Genomic DNA, 14477 nt, shown 5'->3' on the forward strand with positions numbered 1-14477 from the left:
GAGAAACACTGTTGCAATATTCTTACTAATTGATGGTGTGGAGAAGTTCTATGGATTTAAATGCGGTGAGTGTTTTTACTCAAGTTGTTGATTGTGGAAGCTTTACTCATGCAGCTGAAGTTTTGAATATGACAAAATCAACAGTAAGTAGAAAATTGGCTGAACTAGAAGAGCATCTAGGTGTGAGATTGATCACGAGATCGACGCGAAGTTTGGTGCTGACTCCGGAAGGCGAGCAATTTTATCAATCGAGTATTCAGATGTTGGAGATCATGAATCAAGCCGAGATCCAGGTATCAGCGAGCCAAGACTTAGTGCGTGGAAAGTTGAATGTAGTGTTACCTGTAGAGCTAGGTCACCAGGTACTTGCGTCGGATATTCACGGTTTTTTAAAGGCTTACCCTCATGTCACCATGCATTTGGAACTGACGAACCGTGAGGTTGATGTCATTGGAGAAGGGGTTGACCTTTATGCTCAAATCGGTGAGTTGGTTGACTCGAGTTTAGTGTCTCGCTACTTAACGACATCGTCGCGTGTGCTGGTGGCGAGTTCTCGATATTTGGCGCAATTTGGTCATGTTGACACCCATCATGATTTGACGTCACCGCATAAAATGATTGAAGTCTTTAACAAAGCGGCGCGCTTACCCAAATGGCATTTACAATTGACCGATGGTGAATCGGTACAAATCGATCTGCCTTACCAATTGAGAGTCAATACGATCAGCGCCTGTTTGACGGCTTGCATTGACGGTTTAGGGATTGCGGTATTACCTGAATTTATTTGCCGCGAGCATATTCAAGCCGGGCGCCTCATTCGTTTACTGCCCGACTATAACATGCCAGAGGTGTCGGTGAGCCTTGTCTATGCTGAGAGAAAACTGATGCCTAAGCGAAAAAAGGTATTTATCGATTACTTGCTAGCGGCTTTCCAGCAACGCGGAGAGTGAAAGAGTGGTTAACAAAGCGAACAGAATCAGTTGTAGATTCATACAGATAATTGATATTTGAGGTTCTTTTAAAAGCGGAATGTGCGCTATAATTCGTCGACAGAAGTGCTAATGTCTATAGGCATCTAGTTTTTGTAGCCATCTAGCGCTAGGTAGCTAATGATTAAAGGATTAAAAAGTGAAACTTTACAAACTCAGCTTACCGCTAACCCTGTTAATAATGAGTGCACCTTCTAGCGCTTATAGTTTTCAGTTTAATGCGGGCGTGGATACTAATAAATCTTTTGCTGCCGGTATTGAGGGTTTGGTTTACGACAACTACGTGCTTGGTGCGCAGATTAATTTAAGCACGACTGATAATTACGAAACGGGCCCTTACAATGAAGGGGTGATCAGCAATGGAACATACACTAAAAAGCGCTCCAGCCAACTGGGTACCCTTTATGTAGGCTATCAATTTTCTGACACCATGTTGGAAGGGTTATCACTTAAATTGGGTGTGACGCAGATGGTTTTAGACATGAGTGCTGACGCGTATGGGACGGTAGGTTCTGAGACCGTAGGCGCGGAAATTTATCAACTGACGGAACGCAAATATCTGCCGTTTTTAGGTTTTGGGTATCCCATTAACGAGCGTCTTGTTTTTAATGTTCATGCAAGTTTTGCCGGCATCGAGACGGTCAACATTGACGGCGAGCAAGAGCCTACTGGTCTTGATGCGACTACGGTTAGCTTCTTACTAGGATTCAGATTTTAGCCGCTAAACCCAGTCGGATTGATTGGGTTTCACTTCCTCCCCATTTTGTATACCTATGCTTATCTGCATGCATTACGGCGTATTTTTCTTCATCCGCATTAGGTAATAGTTTACGTGATCTTAATCTAGATTAAGTTTCGTTGAGGCTGTTGCCGCTATGATCGCCCCTAGAAAATAATCGCGAGCCTTTAACCTCGTACATGAAAGGACAAAAAGATCGGCCACCTATGTGAATGGCAGTTCTTTTTGTCCTTTTTGTTCTCTTTAGTACTAAAAGAGAGGAAGGGCGTATGATCGAACGTGAGAGAAAAAATGAGCACCTTATTTACAGAAACCCGCCTTGGCAATATGACGCTGAAAAATCGCTTTATCCGCAGTGCAACATGGGAAAATATGGCAACGGAAAGCGGTCATATGACCGACAAGCTATACGCCATCTATGAAGAGTTAGCACAAGGTGAAGTAGGGCTTATTGTTACCGGTTATGCCAATATTGTTGAAGAAGAAAAACCCAATGCAGGAATGATGGGTATCTACAATGATTCCTTTATTGATGAGTACAAAACACTCACGGAAGGTGTTCATTCCCACGGCTCAAAAATTGTGATGCAATTGGCTTATGGGGGCACAAAGACGACCTACAATGTTGGCGAACGCGTCATTTTCGCACCGAGTGATGTACCTGAAATGGGAACGAAAACTCCGGGCATCGCGATGACAAAATCAGATATTGACTATATCGTTCAAGCGTTTGCTAAAGCCGCTTTGAGGGCGAAACAATCTGGTTTTGATGGGATTGAAATTCATGCTGCGCACACATACCTGATTAATCAATTTCTTAGCCCATATTACAACCAGCGAGACGATGAATATGGTGGCAGTTTAGATAATCGTATGCGATTTCTGCTAGAAATTTATCAACAAACAAGACAACGGGTTGGAGACGCTTTCCCGATACTTGTAAAGCTAACGGCTTCGGAGTTTTTTGCTGGTGGTTTAACCTTTAATGACACACGTAAAATCTGTCAAGCACTTGAGCAAGTTGGTGTGGATGGCATTATTATTTCAGGCAATGTTCACGGTAAAGCCGACACCATGATTGGGCAATCTTATGATGGCTACACCATTCAAGAAGAAGGGTATTTTCATGAATATGGTGACGTAATTAGTCAAGAAGTGAGTGTGCCTGTCATAACGGTAGGTGGCTTAAAGGAGTTCAACGCAATTGATGCGATCGCGACCAAGACCAATATTCAATATTTTGCGCTATCTAGGCCGCTTCTTTCTGAACCGCACCTGATTAAACGTTGGCAAACCGGCGATCGCTCACCAGTTGAATGTGAGCGTTGTTCGAAGTGTCGCACAAAACGTGGTAATTTTTGTGTAGTGAACAAGGACAGAAAAGCGCAACTGGCCGCGTTATAACCCTCCATTCCCTTATCAAGCTATGATGTGTCCATCTGTTGATGTGCCTATTCGCGTACATGCCTATCTGCGAATGCGATAGCGCATGGTCATGTCATAGCGTCGTTATTTTCCTCAATGTTCACTGCCTTTCGCAAACCTTCTCAAATACTGCTTCTCGCCACCCAAAAATTGTGCTGATTGTGGCTGATTTTTTAGCGTGAGTTCCAGCGCGTTTAATGGTTTTTTATTCCACATAAACAGACGAGAAACTGGCATTCATTTCAGGGTGAGTTTTTAAGCTATTTACCGCCTTTTTGTTTATCTTTATGAGAAACGTATAGAAGTGAATGATTAAAAAAGATTAGAGCTCTAATCACATGTGAATGATTTTTTGTGCATGTATATATTTCCTTTATGCGCTATAGCTCACATTTCTTGGGTTTTTTGGCGCCTAACTTTGATTTGGCTCTCTAATTATGAACTAATAAAGGCGAATTTTTACTTAGAGTACAAAGGAAATGTATCAGCGCATGATTACATCAGCACCTTGGGTGATGTATCCCGAAACGAGTGAAAAACCAAGTAAAGAATGGACGTTTTTAGAACCGACTGGCGATGATGGAAATGACATTTTTGGCCTTATTGCCGTCTGCCCTCCCCTCGATATGAACTCCTCATACTGCAACTTTTTGCAATCTACGCATTTTAGCCGAACTTGTGTTATCGCGCGCTACGATGATGACATTGCAGGTTTTATTTCTGCTTATCGCAAGCCGGACGATCCCGAGACACTATTTGTTTGGCAAGTAGCGGTTTCTCCGAATTATCGAGGTAAGGGGCTTGCTTTTAACATGCTTAGCCATTTGCTCAATCGAGACATACTTCGATCTGTCGTAGCGGTAGAAACCACGATCACCAAACAAAATAGCGCGTCATGGGCATTGTTTAAAAAACTTGATTCGCAACAGGGCCAACAAGGTGAAGTCAGTACATTTCTAGACGAACAAATTCATTTTAAGGGGGAGCACGATACCGAATTCTTGTATCGAATCCCGCTAAAAAACACTCAAAAAATAGGAAATTAAACGGTCTATCATGGATATTTTTAACAAGCAAGAATCGAAAGTACGATCTTACTCAAACAGTTTTCCAGTTATGTTCACCAAAGCAAAAGGGTGCTGGCTTGAAACTGACAAAGGAGAGCGTTATCTAGACTTTCTTGCTGGTGCAGGATCACTGAATTATGGCCACAACAATCCGGTATTTAAACAAGCCTTGCTGGAATACATTGAGAAAGACGGTATTACTCACGGCCTCGATATGCACTCTGACGCAAAAGCGGAATTTTTAACGGCGCTTCAGCGCTATATTTTAGCGCCTAGAGGATTGGACTATAAGGTTCAATTTACCGGTCCAACGGGCACAAATGCCGTAGAAGCCGCGCTGAAACTGGCGCGTAAAGTAACCGGGCGCAGCTCGATTGTGGCATTTACCAACGGTTTTCACGGTTGTACTGCTGGTGCGTTAGCCGCAACGGGTAACCAACATCACCGTCAGGGTGCAGGGATGAGCCTAAACAATGTGACGCGTATTCCTTTTGAAGGTTATGCCGATATTGATGGCCTTAAGCTATTTGAAACCATGTTGAATGATAACTCGGCTGGAATGGACAAGCCTGCCGCTGTGCTAATGGAAACGGTACAAGGCGAGGGTGGCTTGAACGTCGCGTCTAACACGTGGCTACAGCGTTTAAGCAAAATCTGCAAACAGAATGACATTTTATTGATTATTGACGACATTCAAGCCGGTTGTGGTCGCACAGGGACGTTCTTTAGTTTTGAACCTGCGGGTATTAAACCGGACATGGTGACGCTATCCAAATCTATTGGTGGTTATGGACTACCAATGGCGGTGGTATTACTGAGCCCTGAGCTGGATATTTGGAAGCCGGGTGAACACAACGGTACTTTCCGCGGTAACAATCATGCATTTGTGACAGCAACAAAAGCGCTTGAGACCTATTGGTCAAATAATCAACTTGAAACTCATATCGCACGCTGTTCTGAAGCGGTCTCTGACGTTATTCAGCGCAATATTCAACGTCATCCAGAAGTGTTTGTTCAACAAAAAGGGCGTGGAATGATGATAGGTGTTGAGTGCCATAATGGTGAATTATCGAGTGACATCGCCAAAGCGTGTTTTGAAAACGGTATGGTCATCGAAACGGCGGGTCCAAATGATGAGGTGGTGAAGTTCTTTTGCCCACTGACGATCACTCAGGCTGAATTAAATCAAGGTCTGTCTATTTTTGAAAATGCGGTGGAATCCGTTGTCGCGAAACGCTTTAAAAAAGCATCTTAATCAAGGAAGTAAAGATGATAGTAAGAACATTAGATGAGTGTCGCGATAGCGAGCGTAGAGTAGCGTCGGAAACGTGGGAAAGTGTCCGCATGTTACTCAAAGATGACAAAATGGGTTTCTCATTTCATATTACAACGATCTATGAGAATACCGAGACGCACATTCATTATCAAAATCATCTCGAGTCGGTTTACTGCATGAGTGGCGAAGGCGAGATTGAAGTGGTAGATGGAAAAACCTACCCAATTAAACCTGGTACGCTGTACATTTTAGATAAAAATGATGAGCACTACTTAAGAGCTTATAAGGGTACAGAAATGGTGATGGCTTGTGTGTTCAACCCGCCAATAACCGGTAAAGAAGTCCACGACGAAAATGGTGTCTATCCTCTAGTCGATTAAGGCGATTAAGCCTCCTTACACTGTTATGAAGAGTGAGGTGATATGCCTCACTCCCTTTCTTTTTTACCGAAGCAATACTTTATTAAGGCCCCCTTATGACTTATACCGTAGAGAAAATCGGCGGTACATCTATGACCGCATTTGATGCTGTGCTCGAAAATATCTTTTTGCACCCTGCGCCAGAACATCGTTATAACCGAGTATTTGTGGTGTCGGCGTATGGCGGAATGACAGACGCATTACTAGAGTGTAAAAAAACCAGTAAGCCCGGTGTCTATCAGCGAGTTGCGAAGCGAGATGAGAATTGGCAAGACGCCCTAAATTATGTTGAGCAGCGTATGTTGCTGACCAATGAAAACATGTTTGCGGATCCCATGAGCCGCATGCGCGCGGATAAATTTATTCGTTCGCGCTTCTCAGAGGCAAAAAACTGCATTTCAAACATTCTAGAAACTTGTCAGTATGGGCAGTTTTCATTACGTCATTATCTGCCGCAAGTTCGTGAATTTTTAGCGTCGATGGGAGAGGCGCACAGTGCGTTTAATACCGCGTTAAAATTAAAAAACTTGGGTCTTAACGCCAAGTTTGTCGACTTGTCGGGTTGGAATTCAGAAACGCCACAGAAGTTAGATGATCACATTCGAGAGGTATTTCGCGATATTGATGTCAGCAAAGAACTGCCGATAGTGACAGGCTATGCATCTTGCAGTGAAGGGTTGATGTCCACTTACGATCGCGGTTATAGCGAAATGACATTCAGCCGAATTGCGTCGATAACCAATGCCGATCTTGCCGTCATTCATAAAGAGTACCATTTAAGCTCAGCTGATCCGCGCATGGTTGGATCAGAGAAGGTCTTTCCTATAGGGCATACCAACTACGATGTCGCGGATCAGCTCGCAAGCTTAGGGATGGAAGCGATCCATCCCAATGCAGCGGCTGGCTTGCGAGAGAGCAACATCGAACTGCAGATAAAAAACACCTTTGAGCCTGATCATCCGGGTACATTGATCAGTGGCGGTCACCGCCCAACGGCGAACAAAGTTGAAATTATTGCCGGTAAAGAGGAAGTGTTTGCACTGCATTTGTTCGATCAAGCCATGGTTGGGCAGATTGATAACGTCAGTTATGAACTCATGCAGATTATTGCTGATGCACATGTCAGTTTGATTGGTAAAGAAATGAATGCTAACTCGATGACCTACTACCTTGGTGGAAGCACGGAAAGCCTAAATAAAGTGTTGTATAAGGCAGAAAAACGTTATCCAAGTGCAGAAATAAAGGGGCGCATGGTGGCATTAATATCCGTCATTGGATCGCAGATTGATACCAATAAATCCTTAGCTCAAGGTGTGTTGGCGCTAATGAACAACGGTATTACGCCAGTGGCTCTGCATTCATCTATGCGTAACGTAAATGTACAGTTTGTGGTTGGGAATAAAGAGTACTGCGCCGCAATTTGCGCGTTGCATGATGAGTTTTTTGACACCGTTGATGAATGTTCTAATGCAACAAAAGTGGCGTAATTCGTCACCATTTTGTTGTAGGGGCTTTTGTTGTGGGAGAGTAATAAAGAAGGACACTAAATGGCAGTATTCGTACACTGCCATTTATAACTTAAAAATACAGTTTTGATTTTTGGGAACAGTAGCATGCCAGAATCTATTCTGCATTGACGAGAGCTGAGCTGACATGTTTCTGGACAGGAATGAGTCAGTGACTTTCCTAAAGTTAGCTAAAAGCGGATTAATTCAGGTATTGAAAAGTTGGGTAGGCAAAACGCAAGACTTGACCCTATCGGTTCGTTAAATCTGTACATTTGCATATAAACTAGATTTATATCAAATGCCTCTCATTTCATAACAAATGTGATTGACTATTACTGTCGTATATATCTAATAGAAAACTCAGAATGAGGGAGTGAGTATAGCCACCTATGAAAAAAATCGACCTTCACATACATACCCATCAGACGCCAAGTGATCCTCCTTTTACCTATTCCTTTGATGTACTCAAAGATTATGTCGAACGGGCAGAATTGGATTGTATAGCAATAACTAACCACAACACTTTTATTAAATCGCAGTTTGAAACTATTAAGAGTAGTCTGGATATCCTAGTATTGCCTGGAATAGAAGTTGACCTAGGTATTGGTCACATTCTAGTTATATCCAACGGTGAAGATCTTAATACATTTGAAGGGAAATGCCGCCTAGTACAATCTGATATCCCCGATAAGGATTCTTCTATTGATTTAGACCGATTTAAAGAGATTTTTGGCGATTTATCAAAGTATATTTTAATCCCTCATAGCGACAAAAATCCTTCTTTACATCATTCTATTTTAGAGAAACTCCGGCCATTTATTGATGCTGGAGAAGTGGGTAGTATAAAAAAATTCCTTTATGCATATAAAAATCCAGAAAAACTGCCTCCAGTGCTCTTTAGCGACATGAGAGCAAAATCCGGGCTCAAGAATATACCTACTAAAGCTACTTTTGTAGATGTACAGGAACTTAATTTTGGGTCTCTTAAGGATGCTCTCAATACAAGAGGTCGACTATCGTTAACTAAGGAAGAAGGTAACGAATTTTTCCAAGTGCTCGATGATGGTCTCAAGCTATCAACAGGTCTGAACGTAATATTAGGTCAACGATCAACTGGTAAGTCATATACTCTTGATAAAATCTGCTCCACAGCAGAGTTTGACGATATCAAATATATCCGACAGTTCGAGTTACTAGAGCGCTCTGGTGAGGATGAAAATAAGTTTGAAGAACATATAAAGAAGAAAAGAGATCTCTATAAACAGAGCTACCTTAAAGAATTTAAAGAGGTAGTTGATGAGGTAATCCACTACGACTTCACTTTCACCGAAAAGAAAGTAGAAAAGTATTTAGATAGCCTAAAACAGTTTGCCTTTAACAGAGATCGTGAGGACGTTTATTCTTCCTCAGCTATGTTCTCAGAAACAGAATTTGAGGTACAGAATTTATCAGCTCTAAGTAAGCTCATTGAGGCAACCAAAGAGCTTATGGATAGTAGTAAGTATGAGCCGATCATAAGTAAACATATTAGCCATCAAAACTTGATTAATATGTACATGGAATTAATTAATCGCCATTGTGATGACGAAGCTCACAATAGAAAAAAGCAGAAAGCAAACTCTATCGTCAATGACATTAAATCTAAGCTAGGCGTCCAGACTGCCACAAACCAGATAGAAGATATAAACTTTAAAGACATAGCTAAAGAAAAAGATTGTATTCAAAAATTTAACGACCTAGTTGAACTCGTTCGTACTCCAAAAGAAAAAGATCTAGACTCGCTGCATGGTTACAATGTCGTTGCTAAAGTTGGTGTATTTAAGACTACTTCTGAAGTTAAGAATGAAAGTAACCAAAGGCAAGGCTCTTTTCAGCGGGCTTTTTCAAAGTACTATTCTCCTTTCCAGTACCTATGTGAATTAAAAGAAATAGATGCTCTTTCACAATCCGATTATTACAATTTTTTCGCCAAAATATCTTATGAAGTACAAAACTCCTATGGAAGTCGAGTCTCCGGTGGAGAGCGTTCAGAATTTAGGTTATTAGAATCGATTAAGGAAGCACAAAAGTTCGACATATTACTTATTGATGAGCCTGAATCCTCTTTCGACAACGTGTTCCTTCTAACAAAAGTTAACGCATTGCTAAGAGACATATCCAAAACTATGCCCGTCGTTGTGGTCACCCATAATAACACTGTTGGTGCCTCCATTGAACCAAATTACATTGTTTATACCTGCAAAAACTTAGTAGATGGGAATCTCGAATACAAGTTATATTCCGGTTATCCAACGGATACCGAGCTGGTCAGTGTGGATGGAGACACTATTCCAAACCATAGCGTTACCCTTAACTGCCTAGAAGCGGGCTTTACACCATATGATAAAAGAAGAGAGAAATATGAAGCACTTCAAGATTGAAAATAACTTAGCACAATACTCACTTGATGGTTCTATTTGGAAAAACATTGACCTAATAAGTAAAGAAGATGTTTTGGCTCTAATCGACAAAGCAACGTCGGAAGGGTTTGAGATGGACTCTCCTGAGGAAGGGACTATAGCAAATGGCGCTCATAAAATAATTTATTCCAGTATCTATGAAAAATTCAGCTCTTTAATAAGTGAGCGCAGCGACTTCTTAGAGGAAAGTAAATTGAGATATAAACATGCATTTGAAAAATATAGTTCATAGTTTTCAAATGCATTTAATCGACTGTATCAATTAAAAGGTATATTAACGAGTTAGTGGGGTCGCGTCTTGCTTTTTGCTTCCATTAGTTAAATTATTGCAAATACTGAAGTTGAACAATGAGGCGTAGCTCGGGTTAACAAATTTTGGGGCAAAAGTAAGCTAGCCTCGCGAGAGAGCTAACTATGGTATAGCGTGCGATTCGTTGGGCGTTGTCGGTAGATACCTGTCTTCGTTTGAATGACGAATTGTTGAGCTGTTTTAGTTGTTTTAGTTGTTTTAGTTGCTGACAGAGGAGCTTCTGCCCAAAAACGTGTTAATACGCACACACAAGATATTGGCGCTTTGTTTATTCATTTCTACTTTAACTGAGTCATGCGTGTTGGAAGGTCGCCGTTTTTAGGAAGGTGACGGCCAGACTGGGGAAAAGGCACTGACCTAAGCGTTTACCGCCCTCAGTGCCTTATTAGCTTTATGTAGCCCTACTATATGCCTCGTTTTTATTTTATATGCTTCATTTAATAGCAAAGTGGCTATGGAGTGAGTCGCTCATAGCGGTATCATTGATTTACAAAAGAGCGGCAAAATAGCTAAAGATAAGCACTAAGAAGCGATACAATACCGGAGTTGCGAGCTCGCAGCATTCGATACTCATTCACAGAAAACCTTAAAGTTGCCACATATGCCCAAAGATATTGGTTTCACCACAGAATACACTCTCGACAAACCCTTTTTTGCAGAGTGCTACGATCAAACTAGCCTGCCTACTACATTCCCAAAATCCTATTTAAAAGGCGTACTTTTTCTTCTTTTTGGCGCGGTTTTAGTTATGTTTGAGCTATTGCCCAGTAGTTACATTGGTTGGTTCTTTATTGTGTTGAGTGTTATTGAAGCGCTCAGTGTTTACTTTAAGAGAACTTGGTGGCTATGGCGACAAACTCTCAGTATGAGCGCTGGTAGCAAAGTGGTATTTCAGGGTGACGCTAACGGGGTGACGTATAAAAACGGTAATAACACGCGTAGCATCGCTTGGAGTGAAATTGACCAACTTGAGCAAAGCGATTTAGGGTTTATTTTTCATATGGGTAAGCAGCGGCAATATGTCAGTAAATCTTGCTTAAATGATGAAAATATCGCGTTCATTGTAGAGCAGCACGCCATATCAAAAATGAACTAACCTTAATGCGCGCATGGCTGAGGTTATCCGAGTTAACTCTGTAATATGACGTTTGTAAAAGCCTTTGACTCACAATCAGTCGGCCGAGTATGGTGCATTCATACTCGGTTGTCTCTCGACTTAGGTGATTTGTCGGCGTTCGTGTGAAACTTTCTTATTTACGCCTTGCTCACTACTGTTGACCTTTAGGGAGTAGCAACTGCATGGTTTTCACTCTAAATGCCAGTGGTTGCTGACGAGTATTTTGTATAACAATGGCAAGGTTTCCAACCGCTTCTTCACGCCATATCGGCACGCCGTTTTCAAATTTCCCCCAGTTTTGCTTAAAATCAGAAAGGGGCACATGAATTGCAATCTCGGCCTCGTTTCTATAGGTGTACCCAGACGCTGACAATGTTTGATAGAAGCCATGTTGGTCGATAAACCCGATATAGAGCCCATTAAGTTGATCAGTGTTGAGCCCCGTCACCACCAACTCGAGCGATCCACTGTTGGGGCGCCCTAGCAGGCTGGGCTCAAGGGAGCGCCAAGGCAATTTTTGCCAGGTGTGCCAAGTGGCGAGGTTAGCTTGTTCGTTAATTTCCATACGTGGAAGGGAGGAGGCGATCCAAGATGTGGTCACTTGTTTGACGGATTTATTATTAAGTTTTAGTTGAATGGTCACTGTTCCTGTTTCTGCCCAGTTAGGCAGCATTTGCCCATACCAGCTAAGGGTGAAAGCATCCCCCGCACCACGAGTTGTCCAGGTATTACTGTCTTGTGAGATACTCAGCTCCCATCGGCTCCAGTGACTCATTGTCGCGTTGACTTGCCAGTGAGGTAATGGGTTGCCTTGTTGTTTTTCCACACTGAAATCTTCGATCTTTGGCGTCGACGCGTTCGTGGTGTGCTGAGCGGTGAGTGAGCGATAAGTGGTTAAGGCTGTTTTCGCCTGGTAGTTGGCATCAAGTAAGCCAAAGCTTTGTTCGGCATCAGAAAACCATCCTGTCTGATTGGGCTCGTCTGTGAGGGAAAACCAATTGAGTGCAAATAAGCCGAGCTGACGTAACATGGGTAAATAAAAGGTCAGTTTGTCCAGCTCATTGGCTTGTTGCGCTTGCCAGTTAGGTTGAGAGGCTATCGATAAATAGGCGAGCATCCAGGGTTTATTAAAGCGCTGTTGCAATTGCTCGCCTAAGCGAAGCGCTCGAATCCACGGCGACCAATCCGGAGCCGAGTGCGCGCGTTCAGTGTAACTTGATAGCATTAACATACTGGCGACAAAATCGCTTGCTTCAATGCTTTTTTTCGCGCTGTTATAGCTGGGCGTGCTGCCTGGTTGATCCCAGTCCCCAAGACCAAGGCCCACTTTAATTTGTGGCGCATGCGTTCGAATTAACGCAATGACTTCCAACATCAGCGGATCCCAACCATCCCAAGTTTCAATTCCTTGTTTATTAAACTCGGGCTCAAGGATCAAATAGGCTTGAGGTAAATCACGTAATAGTGGAATAAGTTTTTTTTTGACCTCATCGAGATAGCGCTGTCGGTTAGCTTGTACATAGCTAGGGCTGATTTGATCGCCAAAAAACCAATAATTGATCATGGGAACATAACCATGCTGATGTGCGCCACGAAGTAGATCACTACGTAACCAGTGCCAGTCACTGTGTTGTGTGATCCACAAAGTGACACTTTGTACGTCGAGTTGGTTATCCGATAAGGTCTCCCATACAGGCGCGTAGTTTTGTCCGCTGCCCACAGGATGATCCAGCAATAACCGAGCACCGACCCCCCACAGAAAAGGGTCGCTTGGCGTGGCACGAGTCTGTTGCTGTAAATTAAACATAAACGCCATAGCGTCCAAGCGTTGCTGCCAACTTCGGGCAAGCAGGCTATTTCGGCTGCCCCAACTTGAATCGAGTTTCGTTTGCAGTTGATTGGCAAATTGTTTTGCTTGTTCAGGTTTCTGGTCTCTGAGCGCAGAAAACACCGCACCGAATAGAGCTTGAATATACCAATCTGCTTCCATATTTTTGGTTGCAGCAACAACCTTGAGGTAATGATCCAATGCTTGTTGAGGTTGCTGGGCAAATTCCAATAGGCTATGAGCAACAAGCAGTTGGCCTTTTATAGCTAGCGCTTCAAGGGGAGAACGAGTGGATAAGCGAAGGCTGGCTTGCTGCATTTCTGAAAGCGGGTTTTTATCACGCAGCTGGATGAGAGTAAGGTAGTCACCGAGTAATGGGTCATTTCGATACGCTCGCAGCAAAGCAAAGGCCGCTCGAGCTTCTAATCGATGAACGCTAAAGGGATCTTGAGCGAGGTAGCGTCGATACAGTGACATTGCGTCGTTCCAGCGATGCTCAAATTCAGCAATACGTGCCGCCAAAAATAACGCTTCGCCTTGATAGGGTGGTGTTTGCGTGGCGAGCTGAGTTTTAGCGTGAGAGAGCTGACCCTGTTGAATAAACTGTATACCGATGCCAATCGGATCGGTGTTTACAGTGGCGCTAAGCGGTGATGCGTAGCTTACGATGAGCATCGAGATGAGAATCGCAAAGGGTAAACTTGGGCGCTTTTGATGACTATTGTGTTGGCTCATTTGGATTCGCTGCAGTGTCGGCCAGGTTGATGGTCTCAAAATAGGCTAAGTTCTCTCTAATCGTCTCCAGGTGTAACGCGGTTTCTGTGGGCAGATCGCAGCCGTCTATCATGTCGAGGTTGTCTTTCATACTCATGACCATAATTTGCAATCTCGCTGAACTGTCGTTGATGTCTTCAGCAATGTCGGTGAGCTCATCGCCATCACGGACGTGAATGACGGTAGCGAGTTTACCCATAGAAATATCGACTAAGGCATGGCGAATTCGAGCAACGGGTCCATATAGGCGATAGCTCAGCCAGCACCCCGCCCATGTTGCCAACACGAGCTGTAAGAGTAGCAGTAGCACAAGCCAGTTACTCATCGCATCGTACATAGATGGTAAAGATTGCGCGACGGCGTTCAACTCTTCAGGCAATAACTGGAAAGAAAGCCGTTGGGCAAGGACATCCAGGGTTTGTGCATAAAAAAAATAAAACTGTGTTGCGTTGATGACGGCACTGAACAAAGCAATAAATAATATTCGCCATATCAATCGCTTAGATGACCATGTTCGTATTCCCTTTAGCATGGTGGGCAGCCGTAATGCTCGCAACATAACGTTT

General features: G+C 43.0%; 12 protein-coding genes. 10 read left to right on the forward strand and 2 right to left on the reverse strand.

The annotated features are described in order from the left end of the window. The first annotated feature begins 50 nt into the window (after positions 1-50). The 10 genes from MD535_RS14590 to MD535_RS14635 all read left to right on the forward strand — a co-directional run bounded on the left by MD535_RS14590 (position 51) and on the right by MD535_RS14635 (position 11288). Positions 51-950 (forward strand): LysR family transcriptional regulator, encoded by a 900-nt coding sequence (locus tag MD535_RS14590; RefSeq protein ID WP_265675750.1) that lies wholly within the window; start codon positions 51-53, stop codon positions 948-950. A 178-nt stretch (positions 951-1128) separates the two neighbouring features. After that, on the forward strand, positions 1129-1707 hold the full coding sequence (locus MD535_RS14595) for a hypothetical protein (RefSeq protein WP_265675751.1): 579 nt from the start codon (positions 1129-1131) through the stop codon (positions 1705-1707). A 312-nt stretch (positions 1708-2019) separates the two neighbouring features. Then, positions 2020-3132, forward strand: a complete 1113-nt coding sequence (locus MD535_RS14600) for an NADH:flavin oxidoreductase (protein ID WP_265675752.1) — start codon at positions 2020-2022, stop codon at positions 3130-3132. A 512-nt stretch (positions 3133-3644) separates the two neighbouring features. Beyond that, positions 3645-4199, forward strand: coding sequence for a diaminobutyrate acetyltransferase (gene ectA, locus MD535_RS14605; RefSeq protein ID WP_265675753.1), 555 nt, complete (start codon positions 3645-3647; stop codon positions 4197-4199). A gap of 10 nt (positions 4200-4209) precedes the next feature. After that, positions 4210-5475, forward strand: coding sequence for a diaminobutyrate--2-oxoglutarate transaminase (ectB, locus tag MD535_RS14610; RefSeq protein ID WP_265675754.1), 1266 nt, complete (start codon positions 4210-4212; stop codon positions 5473-5475). A gap of 14 nt (positions 5476-5489) precedes the next feature. Continuing rightward, positions 5490-5876, forward strand: a complete 387-nt coding sequence (locus MD535_RS14615; RefSeq protein WP_265675755.1) for an ectoine synthase — start codon at positions 5490-5492, stop codon at positions 5874-5876. Between the two features lie 95 nt (positions 5877-5971). Further along, a complete protein-coding gene (locus MD535_RS14620) occupies positions 5972-7402 on the forward strand; it encodes an aspartate kinase (RefSeq protein WP_265675756.1) in 1431 nt (476 codons plus the stop codon). A gap of 410 nt (positions 7403-7812) precedes the next feature. Next, positions 7813-9843 carry a PHP domain-containing protein gene (locus MD535_RS14625; protein ID WP_265675757.1) on the forward strand — a complete coding sequence of 677 codons (2031 nt, stop codon included), beginning with the start codon at positions 7813-7815 and terminating at the stop codon, positions 9841-9843. Then, positions 9824-10114 carry a hypothetical protein gene (locus MD535_RS14630; RefSeq protein WP_102250172.1) on the forward strand — a complete coding sequence of 97 codons (291 nt, stop codon included), beginning with the start codon at positions 9824-9826 and terminating at the stop codon, positions 10112-10114. Before MD535_RS14625 ends, MD535_RS14630 begins: the two co-directional genes overlap by 20 nt. A 679-nt stretch (positions 10115-10793) precedes the next feature. Beyond that, positions 10794-11288: a YcxB family protein gene (locus tag MD535_RS14635; RefSeq protein ID WP_265675758.1), complete on the forward strand. Its 495-nt coding sequence runs from the start codon at positions 10794-10796 to the stop codon at positions 11286-11288. Between the two features lie 172 nt (positions 11289-11460). Here MD535_RS14635 and MD535_RS14640 read toward each other — a convergent pair whose 3' ends face one another. Together MD535_RS14640 and MD535_RS14645 are read right to left on the reverse strand one after the other, a co-directional pair. Next, positions 11461-13872, reverse strand: a complete 2412-nt coding sequence (locus MD535_RS14640) for a tetratricopeptide repeat protein (protein WP_265675759.1) — start codon at positions 13870-13872, stop codon at positions 11461-11463. Next, the coding region (locus tag MD535_RS14645) for a HAMP domain-containing protein (RefSeq protein WP_265675760.1) at positions 13856-14477 on the reverse strand (622 nt) is incomplete at its 5' end. The genes MD535_RS14640 and MD535_RS14645, both read right to left, overlap by 17 nt.

This window comes from Vibrio qingdaonensis (assembly GCF_026191675.1).
GTDB classification, from domain to species: Bacteria; Pseudomonadota; Gammaproteobacteria; order Enterobacterales; family Vibrionaceae; genus Vibrio; species Vibrio qingdaonensis.

Excerpts from the sequence above, each read along its gene's own strand:
- MD535_RS14640 (WP_265675759.1), bottom strand. The coding sequence starts at position 13,872 with ATGAGCCAACACAATAGTCATCAAAAGCGCCCAAGTTTACCCTTTGCG.
- ectB (WP_265675754.1), top strand. The coding sequence starts at position 4,210 with ATGGATATTTTTAACAAGCAAGAATCGAAAGTACGATCTTACTCAAAC.
- MD535_RS14600 (WP_265675752.1), top strand. The coding sequence starts at position 2,020 with ATGAGCACCTTATTTACAGAAACCCGCCTTGGCAATATGACGCTGAAA.
- ectA (WP_265675753.1), top strand. The coding sequence starts at position 3,645 with ATGATTACATCAGCACCTTGGGTGATGTATCCCGAAACGAGTGAAAAA.
- MD535_RS14630 (WP_102250172.1), top strand. The coding sequence starts at position 9,824 with ATGAAGCACTTCAAGATTGAAAATAACTTAGCACAATACTCACTTGAT.
- MD535_RS14615 (WP_265675755.1), top strand. The coding sequence starts at position 5,490 with ATGATAGTAAGAACATTAGATGAGTGTCGCGATAGCGAGCGTAGAGTA.
- MD535_RS14635 (WP_265675758.1), top strand. The coding sequence starts at position 10,794 with ATGCCCAAAGATATTGGTTTCACCACAGAATACACTCTCGACAAACCC.
- MD535_RS14620 (WP_265675756.1), top strand. The coding sequence starts at position 5,972 with ATGACTTATACCGTAGAGAAAATCGGCGGTACATCTATGACCGCATTT.
- MD535_RS14625 (WP_265675757.1), top strand. The coding sequence starts at position 7,813 with ATGAAAAAAATCGACCTTCACATACATACCCATCAGACGCCAAGTGAT.
- MD535_RS14590 (WP_265675750.1), top strand. The coding sequence starts at position 51 with ATGGATTTAAATGCGGTGAGTGTTTTTACTCAAGTTGTTGATTGTGGA.